The sequence below is a fragment of the Pseudomonas sp. TE50-2 genome, assembly GCF_040813665.1.
In the GTDB taxonomy this organism is placed as follows: domain Bacteria; phylum Pseudomonadota; class Gammaproteobacteria; order Pseudomonadales; family Pseudomonadaceae; genus Aquipseudomonas; species Aquipseudomonas soli.
In genome coordinates this window covers 3,731,101-3,746,672 of sequence record NZ_JBFNXN010000001.1, presented here as the reverse complement: position 1 = coordinate 3,746,672, position 15,572 = coordinate 3,731,101, and the positions used below count along the sequence as shown (strand labels likewise).

The window sequence follows — 15,572 nt, the reverse complement described above, 5'->3', positions numbered from 1 at the left end:
GGTGGCGCCGATCAGTGGCGCGCCTTGCGCGCCCTGACCGGAACCGGCTGGGCCACCAGCACGATGCCGGAAAAACCCAGCACCAAAAAGCAGAACATCTGCCAGCGTTCGCCCACGGAGATCCCGTAGCGCAGAGTGTAGTAGCTGACGCAGGCAGCAAAGCCGAGCAACAGCATCTGGCCGCGAAATTGCCGCCACCAGGCCGCCAGGCCATCCACCCTCGCCAATACAGCCAGCTGGGTCAACAGCCCGAGCATTGCCACGCCGATTAACCAGCGGTCGATCTGTGCAGCAATGTCGTGCACCAGCAACGGCGCCAGGCCACTGACTTTCAGTGCCGGCACCAGCCCCACGTGGAACACCCACAGGCCGCCGACCCAGAAAACCTGGGCCAGCTGCCAGAGGATCCCCTCGAGGGATGGCGCCCGCAGGCGCCGGTCAGATGTGCTTGACTTCGACAATCTCGTACTCGACCGTACCGTTCGGCGTCTTCACGACCACCGTGTCACCTTCTTCCTTGCCAATGATGGCACGGGCGATAGGTGCACCGCTGGAAAGCTTGCCTTTCTTCACGTCGGCTTCATCTTCGCCAACGATCTGGTAAGTCACCTGATCGCCGGTTTCAGTGTTCTCCAGATCGACAGTGGTACCGAAGATGACCTTGCCGGTGTGGGCAATGGTGGTCACGTCGATCACCACCGAGTTCTGCAGGCGGCCTTCGATATCGCGAATACGCGCCTCGACCATGCCCTGCTCCTCACGGGCGGCATGGTATTCGGCGTTTTCCTTGAGGTCGCCCAGCTCGCGGGCCTCACCGATAGCCTGGCTCAGGCGCGGGCGCTCGGTCTTGCTCAGGAACAGATGCTCTTCTTCCAGGGCGCGAGCGCCCTGGACGGTCATCGGGTACTTGGTAATGCTCATGCTTTGAGTCCTGCATGCAGATCCTGCAGGCGACGAACGGTCTTTTCCGGACCGAATTTCAGCGCCTCGCAGATGGCTTCACCGGCCGCAATGGTGGTGGTGCAGTAAATCTTGTGCTGCAGCGCATTGCGACGAATCGAGTAGGAGTCGGCGATCGACTGGCGGCCTTCGGTGGTGTTGATGATCAGCGACACTTCGTCGTTCTTGATCATGTCGACCACGTGTGGGCGACCCTCGGTCACCTTGTTCACACGGCGCACTTTCAGGCCGGCCGCTTCGATAACCTTGGCGGTGCCTGCAGTTGCAACCACTTCGAAGCCCAGGGCGATCAGGTCGCGGGCAACGCCAGCCACTTGTGGCTTGTCGTCGTCGCGCACGCTGATGAACGCGGTACCGCCGGTCGGCAGTACTTCGCTGGCGCCCATCTGGGCCTTGGCGAAGGCTTCACCGAAGCTGTCGCCGACACCCATGACTTCACCGGTGGATTTCATCTCAGGGCCGAGGATCGGGTCAACCCCCGGGAACTTGGCGAACGGGAAGACGGCTTCCTTGACGCTGTAGAAGTTCGGGATGATTTCCTGGGTGAAGCCCAGTTCTTTCAGGGTTTTGCCTGCCATGACGCGTGCAGCGATCATCGCCAGCGAGGTGCCGATGCACTTGGACACGAACGGCACGGTACGCGAGGCGCGCGGGTTGACCTCGATCACGTAGATCTTGTCGCCCTGCAGGGCCAGCTGCACGTTCATCAGGCCGACCACGCCCAGCTCCAGGGCCATTTTCTTGACCTGTACGCGGACTTCGTCCTGCACTTCCTTGCTCAGCGAGTAAGGTGGCAGCGAGCACGCCGAGTCACCGGAGTGAACGCCGGCCTGCTCGATGTGCTGCATGATCGCGCCGATCACCACGTCGGTGCCGTCACAGACCGCATCCACGTCCATCTCGATGGCGCAGTTGAGGAAGTGGTCGAGCAGCACTGGGCTGTCGTTGGACACTTGCACCGCTTCACGCAGGTAGCGCTTGAGCTCGTCCAACTCGTAGACGATCTCCATCGCACGGCCGCCCAGTACGTAGGACGGGCGCACCACCAGCGGGTAGCCGATAGTGCCGGCCGCCTTGATGGCTTCGTCTTCGCTGCGCACGGTGGCGTTTGGCGGCTGCAGCAGGTTCAGGCGCTGAACCATCTGCTGGAAACGCTCGCGGTCTTCGGCGCGGTCGATGGCGTCCGGGCTGGTGCCGATGATTGGCACGCCGGCTTCTTCCAGGGCACGGGCCAGTTTCAGCGGGGTCTGGCCGCCGTAGTGGACGATCACGCCCTTCGGCTTCTCGACGCGGCAGACTTCCAACACGTCTTCCAGGGTCAGCGGCTCGAAGTACAGACGGTCGGAGGTGTCGTAGTCGGTGGAGACGGTTTCCGGGTTGCAGTTGACCATGATGGTCTCGTAACCGTCTTCACGCAGGGCGAGCGCTGCGTGCACGCAGCAGTAGTCGAACTCGATGCCTTGGCCGATACGGTTCGGGCCACCGCCCAGGATCATGATCTTGTCGCGGGTCGACGGGTTGGCCTCGCACTCTTCCTCGTAGGTCGAGTACAGGTAGGCGGTGTCGGTGGCGAACTCGGCGGCGCAGGTGTCGACGCGCTTGTACACCGGGAACACTTCCAGCTTGTGGCGGTGACGACGCAGGTTCTTGTCGGTGATGCCGAGCAGCTTGGCCAGGCGCTGGTCCGAGAAGCCCTTGCGCTTGAGGCGCAGCATGTAGTCCTTGTCGATCGCCGACAGGGCCAGGGTCTTGACCTTCTCTTCTTCCTTGATCAGGTCTTCCATCTGCACCAGGAACCACAGGTCGATGCCGGTCAGCTGGAAGATTTCCTCGATGGTCATGCCCGAACGCATGGCGTCGGCGACGTACCAGATACGCTCGGCACCCGGCACGGTCAGTTCGCGCTTGAGGATGCTGGCGGCTTCCGGGCTGGCCAGGTCGACTTTCGGGTCGAGGCCGCAGGCGCCGACTTCCAGGCCACGCAGGGCTTTCTGCAGGGATTCCTGGAAGGTACGGCCGATGGCCATGACTTCACCGACAGACTTCATCTGGGTGGTCAGGCGGGCGTCGGCCTTGGGGAATTTCTCGAAGGCGAAGCGCGGCAGCTTGGTGACGACGTAGTCGATCGACGGCTCGAAGGACGCCGGGGTACGGCCACCGGTGATGTCGTTCTGCAGTTCGTCGAGGGTGTAGCCGATGGCCAGCTTGGCGGCGATCTTGGCGATCGGGAAGCCGGTGGCCTTGGAGGCCAGGGCGGACGAACGCGAAACACGCGGGTTCATCTCGATCACGACCATGCGGCCGGTGTCCGGGCAGATGCCGAACTGCACGTTGGAACCGCCGGTCTCGACACCGATTTCACGCAGCACCGCCAGCGAGGCATTGCGCATGATCTGGTATTCCTTGTCGGTCAAGGTCTGTGCCGGAGCCACGGTGATCGAGTCACCGGTGTGCACGCCCATCGGGTCGAAGTTTTCGATGGAGCAGACGATGATGCAGTTGTCCTTCTTGTCGCGGACCACCTCCATCTCGTATTCCTTCCAGCCGATCAGCGATTCGTCGATCAGCAGTTCCTTGGTCGGCGACAGGTCCAGACCACGGGTGCAGATTTCTTCGAATTCTTCACGGTTGTAGGCAATACCGCCACCGGTGCCGCCCATGGTGAAGGACGGGCGAATGATGCATGGGAAGCCGAGCTTCTCGAGGACCGCATTGGCCTCTTCCATGCTGTGGGCGATACCCGAGCGCGGGCACTCAAGGCCGATGTCCTTCATGGCCTTGTCGAAGCGCGAGCGGTCTTCGGCCTTGTCGATGGTGTCGGCGTTGGCACCGATCATCTCTACGCCGAATTTTTCCAGAACGCCATGGCGCTCCAGGTCCAGGGCGCAGTTCAGCGCGGTCTGGCCGCCCATGGTCGGCAGGACGGCGTCCGGGCGCTCTTTCTCGATGATCTTGGCCACCGATTGCCATTTGATCGGCTCGATGTAGGTGGCGTCGGCCATGGCCGGGTCGGTCATGATGGTGGCTGGGTTGGAGTTCACCAGGATGACGCGGAAACCTTCCTCGCGCAGGGCCTTGCAGGCCTGGGCGCCGGAATAGTCGAACTCACAGGCCTGGCCGATCACGATCGGGCCAGCGCCGAGAATCAGGATGCTTTTGATGTCTGTACGTTTTGGCATGGTGGTCACTCAAATCCGGGGTCAGTCGGCAAGCCGCTTTGAACAATCTGGGTCAGGCGCTTCCGGGCGCGGCACAAGCCGGCCCGGGGCCTTGAAGCAGGATGCTCAGCGGCGCTTGGCCATGGCATCGGTGAAACGATCGAACAGTGGCGCGACGTCGGTCGGGCCCGGGCTCGCTTCAGGGTGGCCCTGGAAGCTGAACGCGCTCTTGTCGGTGCGCTCGATACCCTGCAGGGTGCCGTCGAACAGCGACTTGTGGATGGCGCGTACGTTAGCCGGCAAGGTGGCTTCGTCGACGGCAAAGCCGTGGTTCTGGCTGGTGATCATGACCACGCCGGTATCCAGGTCCTGGACCGGGTGGTTGGCACCGTGGTGGCCATGGCCCATCTTCACGGTCTTGGCGCCGGAGGCCAGGGCCAGCAGCTGGTGGCCGAGGCAGATGCCGAAGACCGGAATCTCGGTTTCGAGGATTTCCTTGATCGCCTGGATGGCGTAGTCGCATGGCTCCGGATCACCAGGGCCGTTGGACAGGAACACACCATCGGGGTTGAGCGCGAGCACTTCGCTGGCCGGGGTCTGGGCAGGCACCACGGTCACGCGGCAACCACGCGCCACCAGCATGCGCAGGATGTTCAGCTTGACGCCGTAGTCGAAGGCAACCACGTGGTACGGCAGGTCGGCAGCGTCGATGGTCGGGTGGCTGTCGGTCTTCAGTTCCCACACGCTGGAACGCCACTCGTAGCGCTCCTTGGTGGAGACGACCTTGGCCAGGTCCATGCCCTTCAGGCCCGGGAAGGCGCGGGCAGCGGCGATGGCCTGCTCTTCGGTGATGTTGTCACCGGCGAGGATGCAGCCGTTCTGGGCGCCCTTTTCACGCAGGATACGGGTCAGGCGACGGGTATCGATACCGGCGATGGCGACAACGTTGTTGGCCTTGAGGTACTCAGGCAGCGACTGGGTGTTACGCCAGTTGCTGGCCAGCAGCGGCAGGTCGCGGATGACCAGGCCGGCGGACCAGACGCGGTTGGATTCGGCGTCTTCCGGGGTGGTGCCGGTATTGCCGATGTGCGGGTAGGTCAGGGTGACGATTTGCTGCGAGTAGGAAGGGTCTGTAAGGATTTCCTGGTAGCCGGTCATAGCGGTGTTGAATACCACCTCGCCAACGGTCTGACCGTCGGCACCAATGGCTTCACCGCGAAAAATACTGCCGTCGGCAAGGGCGAGTATGGCTGGCTTTGTCAAGAAGACCTCCCGTAAATCAAGCATGAAAGGGCGATCGCAGGTTGCAAAAAAGCGGAGTGACGTATGGACACGTCACCCCGCTTTTAAGTGCTGAATTCAATTCGCTGCGCGCTTTTAGTGGACACACTAAAGCTGTAGCTTACAGAAAAGTGCGTTTTCGGTCTACCGTAGATGTGTCTCTAAAACACACCAATGCGACAAGGGGCTGCCAGGCAGCCCCACGGCATCAACGCAGCTCGAGCACGTCCTGCATGTCGTACAGGCCAGGCTCGCGCCCTTCCAGCCACAGCGCGGCGCGCACGGCGCCCTTGGCGAACGTCATGCGGCTGGAGGCCTTGTGGGTGATCTCCAGGCGCTCGCCTTCGGCGGCGAACAGCACGGTGTGGTCACCGACCACATCACCGGCACGCACGGTGGCGAAACCGATGGTCTTGCGATCACGGGCACCGGTCTGGCCTTCACGACCGTAAACCGCCACTTCCTGCAGGTCGCGCCCCAACGCATTGGCAACCACTTCACCCATGCGCAGCGCGGTCCCCGACGGCGCGTCGACCTTGTGCCGGTGATGGGCCTCGATGATCTCGATATCCACATCATCGCCCAGCACCCGGGCCGCCATGTCCAGCAGCTTGAGGCTGAGGTTCACTCCCACGCTGAAGTTCGCGGCGAAGACGATCGGGATCTCCTTGCCCGCCTCCGCCAGCAGCTCTTTCTCTTCCGGCGTGAAACCGGTGGTGCCGATGACCATGGCCTTGCCCGCCTTGCGGCAGAACGCCAGGTTCTTCAGGGTCACCGAAGGATGCGTGAAGTCGATCAGCACATCGAACTCGTCGGCGACCTTGGCCAGGTCATCGCAGATCGGCACGCCGATCCGCCCCAGGGCCGCCAGTTCACCGGCATCGGCCCCGACCAGCGAGCTGTCCGGGCGATCGATCGCCGCTGTCAGCCCGGTCTGGGGCGCCTGCTGCTGCACAGCCTCGACGAGGGTCTTGCCCATCCGCCCCGCCGCGCCCATTACCGCAATACGTCGCATAGCCTGTTCCTTCTCAGAGATCACCGAAGAAGCGCTTCACACCCTCGAACCAGCCGCTGGCCTTGGGCGAATGGGAGCTGTCGCCTTCCAGCGAATCGCGCAGCTCTTCGAGCAGCTCGCGCTGGCGACGGCTGAGGTTGACCGGCGTTTCCACCGCCACCCGGCACAGCAGGTCGCCTGCCGCGCCACCGCGCACCGGCGCCACGCCCTTGCCGCGCAAGCGGAACTGCTTGCCGGTCTGGGTACCTTCAGGGATCTTCAGCTTCACGCGACCATCGAGGGTCGGCACTTCCAGCTCGCCACCCAGGGCGGCATCGGTATAGCTGATCGGCACTTCGCAGTAGAGGTGCTTGCCGTCGCGCTGGAAGATCGGGTGCTCGCGCACGTTGACGACCACGTACAGGTCACCGGTCGGGCCGCCATGGGCACCCGCCTCGCCTTCGCCGGACAGGCGGATGCGATCGCCGGTATCGACGCCAGCCGGCACCTTGACCGACAGGGTCTTGTATTCCTCGACACGGCCTTCGCCGTGACACGAGCCGCAAGGGTCGGTGATGATCTTGCCCTGGCCATGGCAGCGCGGGCAGGTCTGCTGCACCGCGAAGAAGCCCTGCTGCATGCGTACCTGGCCGATACCGCCACAGGTCGGGCAGGTCGACGGGGTCGAGCCCTTCTTGGCGCCAGAGCCGTCGCACGGCTTGCAGTTGACCAGCGTGGGGACGCGGATATTGACCGTGGTACCGCGCACCGCCTCTTCGAGATTGAGCTCGAGGGTGTAGCGCAGGTCGCTGCCACGCTGGGCGCCGCCACGACCACCACCACGGCCACCGCCGAAGAAATCACTGAAGACATCGCCGAAGATATCGGAGAAGTTGGCACCACCGAAGCCGGCACCGCCGCCGCCCATGCTCGGATCGACGCCGGCATGGCCGTACTGGTCGTACGCCGCACGCTTGCTGGCATCCGACAGCACTTCGTAGGCCTCGTTGGCCTCCTTGAACAGGTCTTCGGACTCTTTATCACCCGGGTTGCGGTCAGGGTGGTACTTCATCGCCAGACGGCGGTAGGCCTTCTTCAGATCACCTTCACTGGCGCCACGCTCGACACCCAGGACTTCATAAAAATCACGCTTTGCCATAGGTCATTTGCACTCTTGGGGGCGTTCGGCATACCTCTGCGCATCGGTGCGCCATGCCGTCAGCACCTGCCGCCATACGCGAATGCGCCCAGACAGATGCTGTAAATAATTCTCGTGTTCCAGACACGCCAACGCGGGAGCAAGCCCCCGCGCGGCGACATCCTACCAGCTCACCGGCAAACGACGGTGAACTGGGCGACAACATGCAGGATTTACTGCTTGTTGTTGTCTTTTACTTCTTCGAACTCGGCGTCAACCACGTCGTCGTGCTTGGCTTCCGGCTCGGCCTGCTGGGCGCCGCCCTGCGGTTGCTCGGCCTGTTGTTCGGCATACATCTTCTGGGCAACAGGGGCCGAAACCTTGGACAGCTCCTCGACCTTGGCGTCGATGGCAGCCTTGTCGTCGCCCTTGACGGCAGCTTCCAGGGCAACCACGGCGGCCTCGATGGCAGTCTTCTCTTCGGCGGTGACCTTGTCACCCGCTTCAGTGACCATCTTGCGAGTCGAGTGGACCAGCGCGTCACCCTGGTTACGGGCGGCGGCCAGCTCTTCGAACTTGCGGTCTTCCTCGGCATTGGCCTCGGCGTCACGCACCATTTTCTCGATTTCTTCGTCGGACAGGCCGGAGTTGGCCTTGATCACGATCGACTGCGCCTTGCCGGTGGCCTTGTCCTTCGCACCGACGTGCAGGATGCCGTTGGCGTCGATGTCGAAGGTCACTTCGATCTGCGGCACGCCACGTGGTGCTGGCGGAATATCGGCCAGGTCGAACTTGCCCAGCGACTTGTTCTGCGAAGCTTGCTTGCGCTCGCCCTGCAGCACGTGGATGGTCACGGCGCCCTGGTTGTCGTCGGCGGTCGAGAACACCTGCGACTTCTTGGTCGGGATGGTGGTGTTCTTCTCGATCAGCGCGGTCATCACGCCACCCATGGTTTCGATACCCAGGGTCAGCGGGCTGACGTCCAGCAGCAGTACGTCCTTCACGTCACCGGCCAGAACGGCGCCCTGGATGGCGGCACCCATGGCAACGGCTTCGTCCGGGTTGACGTCTTTGCGTGCTTCTTTACCGAAGAAGTCGGCAACGGCTTTCTGCACCATCGGCATACGGGTCTGGCCACCGACCAGGATCACGTCGTCGATCTTGCTGGCATCGATGCCGGCGTCCTTCAGGGCGATGCGGCATGGCTCGATGGTGCGGTTGACCAGGTCTTCGACCAGCGACTCCAGCTTGGCGCGGGAGATCTTCACGTTCAGGTGCTTCGGACCGGTTGCATCTGCAGTGATGTACGGCAGGTTGACGTCGGTCGACTGGGCCGAGGACAGCTCGATCTTGGCTTTTTCAGCGGCTTCTTTCAGGCGCTGCAGGGCCAGGGGATCGTTCTTCAGGTCCATGCCGGACTCTTTCTTGAACTCGTCGACAAGGTAGTCGATCAGGCGCATGTCGAAGTCTTCGCCACCCAGGAAGGTGTCGCCGTTGGTAGCCAGTACTTCGAACTGGTGCTCACCGTCGACTTCGGCGATTTCGATGACCGATACGTCGAAGGTACCGCCACCCAGGTCATAGACGATGACGGTGTGGTCGCCCTTGCCCTTGTCCATGCCGTAGGCCAGCGCGGCGGCAGTCGGTTCGTTGATGATGCGCTTGACGTCCAGGCCAGCGATGCGGCCGGCGTCCTTGGTCGCCTGGCGCTGGCTGTCGTTGAAGTAGGCCGGCACGGTGATGACCGCTTCGGTGACAGGCTCGCCGAGGTAGTCTTCGGCGGTCTTCTTCATTTTTTTCAGGACTTCGGCGCTGATCTGCGGCGGCGCCATTTCCTTGCCCGAAGCCTCGACCCAGGCATCACCGTTGTTGGCCTTGACGATCTTGTAAGGCACCAGCTTGATGTCTTTCTGGACGACGTCTTCTTCGAAGCGGCGGCCGATCAGGCGCTTCACCGCGAACAGGGTGTTGTGCGGGTTGGTGACCGCCTGGCGCTTGGCCGACTGGCCAACCAGGATTTCGCCGTCGTTGGCGTAGGCGATGATCGAAGGCGTGGTGCGCGCGCCTTCGGCGTTCTCGATGACCTTGGCAGTGCCGTTTTCCAGCACGGAGACGCAGGAGTTGGTGGTCCCCAGGTCGATACCGATGATTTTACCCATGATGATTCTCCCGAAACTTGAATTTGGTAGCAGTGACTGCTTTGGCCATCTGCACTAATACTTGAAGGCTTGACACCTAGATGGGGGCGCCCGGAAAGATTTCAAGCCTTTTCATTGATCGAAGGCTGCGCAGCGCTCGGCGCCTTGCTGACCACCACCATGGCGGGGCGCAGCAGGCGGCCGTTGAGCAGGTAGCCCTTCTGGAACACGTTGATCACGCTGTTCGGCTCGACATCGGCGCTTTCCTGCATGGCCATCGCCTGGTGGTGTTCGGCGTTGAACGGCTGACCGTGCGGATCGACGGCTTCAAGGTTGTAGCGCTTGAGGGTGTCCTGGAACATCTTCAGGGTCAGCTCGACACCTTCACGGATCTTCTTGACGTTCTCGTCTTCAGCGCTGGAGTGCGCCAGGGCCAGCTCCAGGCTGTCGATCACCGGCAGCAGGTCGGAGGAGAATTTCTCCAGGGCGAACTTGTGCGCCTTCTCGACGTCCTGCTCGGCACGGCGACGGATGTTCTGCAGGTCGGCGGCGGCGCGCAGGGATTGGTCCTTGGCGGCGGCCAGCTGCTCTTCGAGCTCCAGAACGCGCGCGTCGGCGGTTGCTGCACCGGCTTCTTCGGAATTCAGGTTCTTCTCATCCAGCTGTTCGTCAGCCATTGGGTTTCTCCTCCACGATTTCTGTCGTGCGAGCCAGGCTCGCCATGTCTTGCCGGCTATATGGGGTCGGAAAAACCAGGTTCAAGGGGGCAGGTGCTTTTCCACATTCGTCGACCGGCTATTGGCAGACTCGCGAAAAGCACTGTATAAATATCCAGACACGACCCCTCGGGAGCCGCCCCAATGCTGGTGCACCTGTCCATCCACAACTACGCCATCGTCGAACACCTCGACCTCGAGATCGCCCGCGGCATGTCCGTCATCACCGGCGAGACCGGGGCCGGCAAGTCGATCATGCTCGACGCCCTCGGCCTGGCCCTTGGCGATCGCGCCGACAGTGGCGTGGTGCGTCCGGGCACCGACAAGGCGGACATCCTCGCCACCTTCGACCTGGTCGACATCCCCGAAGCGCACGCCTGGCTCGCCGAGCGCGACCTGGAAAGCGACGGCCCCTGCATCCTGCGCCGAGTGATCACTGCCGAGGGCCGCAGCCGCGGCTACATCAATGGCACCCCCTGCCCGCTGGGCGACCTCAAGGCCCTGGGCGAGCTGCTGATCGACATCCACAGCCAGCACGAACACCAGTCGCTACTGAAAACCGATACCCACCGCCGCCTGGTGGACGAGTACGCCGGCGCCACCGACCTGGCCCGCCAGGTACAGCTGGCCGCCAAGCGCTGGAACCAGACGCGCCAGGAGCTGGAGCGCCTGAGCAACTCCGGCGACGAGCAGCGGGCGCGCCACCAGTTGCTCAGCTACCAGCTGGAGGAACTCGACAACCTCGGCCTTGGCGAAAACGAGCTGGAGCAGCTGGAGCAGGAGCACAAGAACCTGACCAACGCCGAGGCACTCTTCGGCATCTGCCGCCAGGTCATCGAGCAGTGCAGCGAAAGCGATTCGGGCAACGTACTGAGCGCCCTGACCATGAGCCTCAATCGCCTCGGCGCGGTAGGCAATGCACCCAAGGCACTGGGCGAGGCAGTCAACCTGATTGCCAGCGCGCAGATCCAGGTGGAGGAGGCCGTCGGCGAACTCAACCGCTTCCTCGACAACTTCGATGCCGACCCGATGCGCCTGCAGACCCTCGAAGAACGCCTGGACACTATCTATACCCTCGCGCGCAAACACCGCGTGCACCCCACCGAACTGCCGCACCTGCAACAGCGCCTGATGGAGGAGCTGGAAGGCCTGAATGCCAGCGACGAATCGATCGAGCGGCTGGGCGAGGAGCTCGCGGCCTTCGCCCAGCACTATAAAGAGAAGGCCATTGAGCTCAGCGCCCTGCGCCAGCAGGCGGCCAAACAGCTGGCCACCGCCGTGGAGCAGGAAATTCAGCGCCTGGGCATGCCCGGCGGGCGCTTCTGCATCGAACTCACCCCTTTCGAAAGCACGGACCTCTCGCCGCACGGCCTGGAGCAGATCGAGCTGCTGGTCAGCGCCAACCCCGGCCAGCCACTCAAGGGCCTGGCCAAGGTGGCCTCGGGCGGCGAGCTGTCACGTATCAGCCTGGCGATCCAGGTGATCACCGCACAGACTTCACGCATTCCGACCCTGGTATTCGATGAAGTCGACGTGGGTATCGGCGGCCCGACCGCCGAGATCGTCGGCCAACTGCTTCGCCGCCTCGGCGAACGCGGCCAGGTGCTGACCGTGACCCACTTGCCACAGGTAGCCGCCCAAGGGCATCACCACCTGTTCGTGCACAAGGTGCGCAACAGCGACACCACACACACCGCCGTGGCCAGCCTGGGCAAGCGCGAGCGAGTCGAGGAAGTGGCGCGAATGCTGGGCGGCATCGACCTCACCAAGGAGTCGCTGGCCCATGCGCGCAAGATGGTGGTGAGCGGCAAGGCCTGAGCGGCCGAAGCGAGCCCAACCCAGAAAGCACAAAGGCGACCCGAAGGTCGCCTTTGTCGTCAATAACGATTAAATCGTTACTTCTTTTTACGCACGTACAGCACCAGATTGTGGTCCACCAGCTCGAAGCCATGCTCGGCAACGATCTCTTTCTGGCGCTTCTCGATTTCGGCATCGAAGAATTCAATGACTTCACCGCTGTCCACGTTGACCATGTGATCGTGGTGCTTGCCATCCGCCAGCTCGAACACCGCGTGGCCGCCATCAAAGTTGTGGCGCTCCACCAGGCCCGCCGCTTCGAATTGGGTCAGCACGCGGTACACGGTCGCCAGGCCGACATCTTCGCCAGCTTCCATCAGCGCCTTGTACACATCCTCGGCACTCATGTGACGCTGCTCGGCGGAGTCGAGCATCTGAAGAATCTTTACTCGAGGCAGGGTTACCTTGAGGCCCGCTTTGCGCAATTCGCTATTTTCAACCATGGTCAGCTTTCTCGCCGATGCTGCTTCGCAGCTTCTCTTAATACGGGTATGATCGGGGTTTACGTTGTCCAGCCAAGATAGTGGAAGTCGCCCACCGATGCAAAACACCAAGCTCTTGCTAACCAGCCTCACCCTAGTGGGACTGCTCGCACTCGCCGGTTGCTCGTTTCCCGGGGTTTACAAAATCGACATCCAGCAGGGCAATGTCGTCACGCAGGATATGATAGACCAATTGCGCCCGGGAATGACCCGCCGACAAGTAAGGTTTATCATGGGCAACCCCCTGCTGCAGGACACCTTCCACACCAATCGCTGGGATTATCTCTACAGCCTGCAGCCTGGCGGCGGCCAGCGCCAGCAAGAGCGCATGAGCATCTTCTTCAACGAGAACGACCAGTTGGTCAACCTCTCCGGCGACTTCATGCCAGGCGTCAGCCGCGACCAGGAAATCCTCGGTGGCAGCGGCGACACCACGGTCAACCCGGACAAGCAGCCGAGCCAACCGGAGAAGCCAGCCAAGCCAGGCTCGCTGGAAGACTCGCTGCAAAAGGAAATCGACAACGTCGAGACCACCCCGGTGCCAACACCAGCACCGCTGGAAACTTCGCCGCAGTAAATGCGCCGATACTAAAAAGCCCGGATCTTGTCCGGGCTTTTTATTGCCTGCATGAATGGCGGGGCTTGCTCACCCGCCACGCGCACCCTCAACCATTGAGCTGCTTGGCCCGCTGGCAGAAGGCATCGACCATGGTGTTGGCCGCCTGGTTGAACAGTGGCCCCAAGGTGGCCCGCACCAGGGCACCGGCATAGTCGAACGACAGGTCGAGGCTGATCTTGCAGGCCTTTTCTCCCAGCGGCTTGAACACCCACAGCCCATGCAACTGGGTGAACGGCCCCTCTTCCAGGTTCATCTCGATCGACTGCCCCGGCACCAGCACATTGCGCGTGATGAACTGCTGGCTCATGCCACCCTTGGCCACTTCCAGCCTGGCCCGCATGTGCGTGTCACTGGTCTCGAGCACCGTGGACGCCGAGCACCAGGGCAGGAACTCCGGGTAGCTCGCCACATCGTTGACCAGGTCGTAGAGCGCCTGGGCAGGGTACGGCAGCAGAGCGGAGCGTTGAATATGGGTAGTCATCCAGGCGTCACTTCCAAACTGGGCGGCAGCGCTTGTCAGCGCCTTGAAAACGGCTCTGCGCGGCAGAGCGTGGGTTGCATTGTCCGGGATTCACACAACAGGCTCAAGCGCAGCTAAACCCCGTAGCCGAGGACGCGGCGACTGCCTATAATGCCGCCCCTATGGCTAAACAAAAGAAGCATCCGACCGGGACCATCGCGCAGAACAAGAAAGCGCGACACGATTACTTCATCGAACACAAGTTCGAGGCCGGGCTGGTCCTGTCCGGTTGGGAAGTAAAAAGCCTGCGGGCCGGCAAGGCGCACCTGACCGACAGCTACGTGCTGCTCAAGGATGGCGAAGCCTGGCTGTTCGGCAGCCACATCACCCCGCTGAACACCGCCAGCACCCACGTCATTGCCGACCCCATCCGCACCCGCAAGCTGCTGCTGAACAAGCGCGAGCTCGAGCGCCTGGAAGCGGCCGTGGCGCAGAAGGGCTACACCTGCGTGGCGATGTCGCTGTACTGGAGCAAGCACCTGATCAAGTGCGAGATCGCACTCGGCAAGGGCAAGAAGGAGTTCGACAAGCGCGATACCGTGCGCGAGCGCGACTCCAACCGCGAGCTGCAGCGCACGATGCGCAACAAGGGCAAGGAAGAGTAAGCAGCCCTTCGCATTGCGGCGCCTGCCTCGCGAATGAATCCGCTCCTACAAGTTTCACCTCCTGTAGGAGCGGATTCATCCGCGATAAGCCACGATACTCAGCGCCCGGTGCGCCGCTCCGCCCGCGCCACCCGCTGTGCCTCCTGCTGCGCCTCCTGCAGCACCTCCTGCACATACAGGATGTGCCGGCTGGACACCTCCCGCGCGTCCTCCGCACGCCCCTCGACAATCGCCAGATACAACTCGCGATGCTGGCTGATCAGCATGTCGCGGGTCTCAGTGCGTTGCTGGTACATGCCGCCAATGTTGGTCACCACATTGCGCTTGAGCAGGTCGAACAACCCGCGAATGGTGTGCAACAACACGGCATTGTGGCTGGCCTCGGCAATGGCCAGATGGAAGCGAGCATCGGCGGCCCCCTCCTCCGCCCGGTCCACTTCACCGACACGGTTGTAGCAGTCCTGCAACGCATCGAAGGCAGTCTTCAGCCGCTCACGATCCGGCTCGGTGGCGCGCTGCGCCGCGTAGTAGGCGCAGGACGCCTCCAGCGTGTGACGAAACTCCAGCAGGTCACGCTGCGCCTCGGGACTGGACTCGAGCAGCTTCAGCAAGGGGTCGCTGAAGGTCGAGCCCAATGACTCGGCCACATAGTTGCCGCCGCCCTGGCGACTGACCAGCAAGCCCTTGGCCACCAGCTTCTGGATCGCCTCGCGCAACGACGGCCGCGACACGCCGAACTGCTCGGCCAGGGCGCGCTCGGCCGGCAGGCGCTGACCCGAGGTGAGGGTGCCTTCGAGAATCATCCCTTCCAACCGATCGACGATGTCGTCGGACAGGCGCCGCTGGCGGACCTGATCAAAAACCATCACATGCTCTCCACGAACCCCGGGGATGCGAATCCGGGGGCGCCTATTCTGCGCCTATCCGGCTTGCGCCGACAGCCGTCAGGCGGCGTTTTTCCCAGCCAAGCAGATGCCCGCTCATCGGCATCCGACCAAAGTTTCCCACAGGACAAATTGACACACCCTGCGTGGCGCTCTTAACCTAGCGACCAGCCATTGTAAATTGGTCTTACCAATTATCCAATGCCAGTGCCTTGACCAA

14 protein-coding genes are annotated in these 15,572 nt (G+C 62.5%); 3 read left to right on the top strand and 11 right to left on the bottom strand.

Annotated features, from left to right (window positions below):
- Window positions 1-11 precede the first annotated feature (11 nt).
- The 8 genes from AAHK21_RS17100 to grpE all read right to left on the bottom strand — a co-directional run bounded on the left by AAHK21_RS17100 (window position 12) and on the right by grpE (window position 10,346).
- Window positions 12-461 (bottom strand): MFS transporter, encoded by a 450-nt coding sequence (locus tag AAHK21_RS17100; protein ID WP_082120347.1) that lies wholly within the window; start codon window positions 459-461, stop codon window positions 12-14.
- Entirely contained in the window at window positions 439-921 is a 483-nt protein-coding gene (greA, locus tag AAHK21_RS17095; protein WP_082120346.1) for a transcription elongation factor GreA, read from the bottom strand. The genes AAHK21_RS17100 and greA overlap by 23 nt, the downstream gene beginning before the upstream one ends.
- Window positions 918-4,139, bottom strand: a complete 3,222-nt coding sequence (gene carB, locus AAHK21_RS17090; protein ID WP_367857856.1) for a carbamoyl-phosphate synthase large subunit — start codon at window positions 4,137-4,139, stop codon at window positions 918-920. The genes greA and carB overlap by 4 nt, the downstream gene beginning before the upstream one ends.
- A 105-nt stretch (window positions 4,140-4,244) precedes the next feature.
- Complete coding sequence (carA, locus tag AAHK21_RS17085; RefSeq protein ID WP_023629348.1) at window positions 4,245-5,381, bottom strand: glutamine-hydrolyzing carbamoyl-phosphate synthase small subunit; 1,137 nt, start codon at window positions 5,379-5,381, stop codon at window positions 4,245-4,247.
- 226 nt (window positions 5,382-5,607) lie between these two features.
- Window positions 5,608-6,414: a 4-hydroxy-tetrahydrodipicolinate reductase gene (gene dapB, locus AAHK21_RS17080; protein WP_038706867.1), complete on the bottom strand. Its 807-nt coding sequence runs from the start codon at window positions 6,412-6,414 to the stop codon at window positions 5,608-5,610.
- 13 nt (window positions 6,415-6,427) lie between these two features.
- Window positions 6,428-7,552, bottom strand: a complete 1,125-nt coding sequence (gene dnaJ, locus AAHK21_RS17075) for a molecular chaperone DnaJ (protein ID WP_028691264.1) — start codon at window positions 7,550-7,552, stop codon at window positions 6,428-6,430.
- Between the two features lie 212 nt (window positions 7,553-7,764).
- Window positions 7,765-9,690, bottom strand: a complete 1,926-nt coding sequence (gene dnaK, locus AAHK21_RS17070) for a molecular chaperone DnaK (RefSeq protein WP_217867301.1) — start codon at window positions 9,688-9,690, stop codon at window positions 7,765-7,767.
- A gap of 101 nt (window positions 9,691-9,791) precedes the next feature.
- Complete coding sequence (grpE, locus tag AAHK21_RS17065) at window positions 9,792-10,346, bottom strand: nucleotide exchange factor GrpE (protein ID WP_023629352.1); 555 nt, start codon at window positions 10,344-10,346, stop codon at window positions 9,792-9,794.
- 183 nt (window positions 10,347-10,529) lie between these two features.
- Here grpE and recN point away from each other — a divergent pair, with 183 nt between their 5' ends.
- Window positions 10,530-12,203 (top strand): DNA repair protein RecN, encoded by a 1,674-nt coding sequence (gene recN / locus AAHK21_RS17060; RefSeq protein WP_367857855.1) that lies wholly within the window; start codon window positions 10,530-10,532, stop codon window positions 12,201-12,203.
- Window positions 12,204-12,280: 77 nt separating this feature from the next.
- On the opposite strand, the gene fur is transcribed toward recN, so the two are convergent.
- Window positions 12,281-12,685, bottom strand: a complete 405-nt coding sequence (gene fur, locus AAHK21_RS17055; protein ID WP_028691268.1) for a ferric iron uptake transcriptional regulator — start codon at window positions 12,683-12,685, stop codon at window positions 12,281-12,283.
- A 97-nt stretch (window positions 12,686-12,782) separates the two neighbouring features.
- Between fur and AAHK21_RS17050 the strand changes: the two genes are divergently transcribed.
- Window positions 12,783-13,301, top strand: a complete 519-nt coding sequence (locus tag AAHK21_RS17050) for an outer membrane protein assembly factor BamE (RefSeq protein WP_046854057.1) — start codon at window positions 12,783-12,785, stop codon at window positions 13,299-13,301.
- A gap of 88 nt (window positions 13,302-13,389) precedes the next feature.
- Here the strand turns inward: AAHK21_RS17050 and AAHK21_RS17045 are convergent, their stop codons facing one another.
- On the bottom strand, window positions 13,390-13,824 hold the full coding sequence (locus AAHK21_RS17045) for a type II toxin-antitoxin system RatA family toxin (protein WP_046854056.1): 435 nt from the start codon (window positions 13,822-13,824) through the stop codon (window positions 13,390-13,392).
- A 161-nt stretch (window positions 13,825-13,985) separates the two neighbouring features.
- Between AAHK21_RS17045 and smpB the strand changes: the two genes are divergently transcribed.
- Window positions 13,986-14,468, top strand: a complete 483-nt coding sequence (gene smpB / locus AAHK21_RS17040; RefSeq protein WP_023629355.1) for an SsrA-binding protein SmpB — start codon at window positions 13,986-13,988, stop codon at window positions 14,466-14,468.
- A 98-nt stretch (window positions 14,469-14,566) separates the two neighbouring features.
- Here the strand turns inward: smpB and AAHK21_RS17035 are convergent, their stop codons facing one another.
- Entirely contained in the window at window positions 14,567-15,334 is a 768-nt protein-coding gene (locus tag AAHK21_RS17035) for an FCD domain-containing protein (RefSeq protein WP_367857854.1), read from the bottom strand.
- Between the last annotated feature and the right edge of the window lie 238 nt (window positions 15,335-15,572).

Bases quoted from the DNA above. Each gene is read 5' to 3' on its own strand.
- AAHK21_RS17050 (WP_046854057.1), top strand. From the start codon at position 12,783: ATGCAAAACACCAAGCTCTTGCTAACCAGCCTCACCCTAGTGGGACTG.
- fur (WP_028691268.1), bottom strand. From the start codon at position 12,685: ATGGTTGAAAATAGCGAATTGCGCAAAGCGGGCCTCAAGGTAACCCTG.
- smpB (WP_023629355.1), top strand. From the start codon at position 13,986: ATGGCTAAACAAAAGAAGCATCCGACCGGGACCATCGCGCAGAACAAG.
- greA (WP_082120346.1), bottom strand. From the start codon at position 921: ATGAGCATTACCAAGTACCCGATGACCGTCCAGGGCGCTCGCGCCCTG.
- grpE (WP_023629352.1), bottom strand. From the start codon at position 10,346: ATGGCTGACGAACAGCTGGATGAGAAGAACCTGAATTCCGAAGAAGCC.
- AAHK21_RS17035 (WP_367857854.1), bottom strand. From the start codon at position 15,334: ATGGTTTTTGATCAGGTCCGCCAGCGGCGCCTGTCCGACGACATCGTC.
- dapB (WP_038706867.1), bottom strand. From the start codon at position 6,414: ATGCGACGTATTGCGGTAATGGGCGCGGCGGGGCGGATGGGCAAGACC.
- dnaJ (WP_028691264.1), bottom strand. From the start codon at position 7,552: ATGGCAAAGCGTGATTTTTATGAAGTCCTGGGTGTCGAGCGTGGCGCC.
- recN (WP_367857855.1), top strand. From the start codon at position 10,530: ATGCTGGTGCACCTGTCCATCCACAACTACGCCATCGTCGAACACCTC.
- carB (WP_367857856.1), bottom strand. From the start codon at position 4,139: ATGCCAAAACGTACAGACATCAAAAGCATCCTGATTCTCGGCGCTGGC.
- AAHK21_RS17045 (WP_046854056.1), bottom strand. From the start codon at position 13,824: ATGACTACCCATATTCAACGCTCCGCTCTGCTGCCGTACCCTGCCCAG.
- dnaK (WP_217867301.1), bottom strand. From the start codon at position 9,690: ATGGGTAAAATCATCGGTATCGACCTGGGGACCACCAACTCCTGCGTC.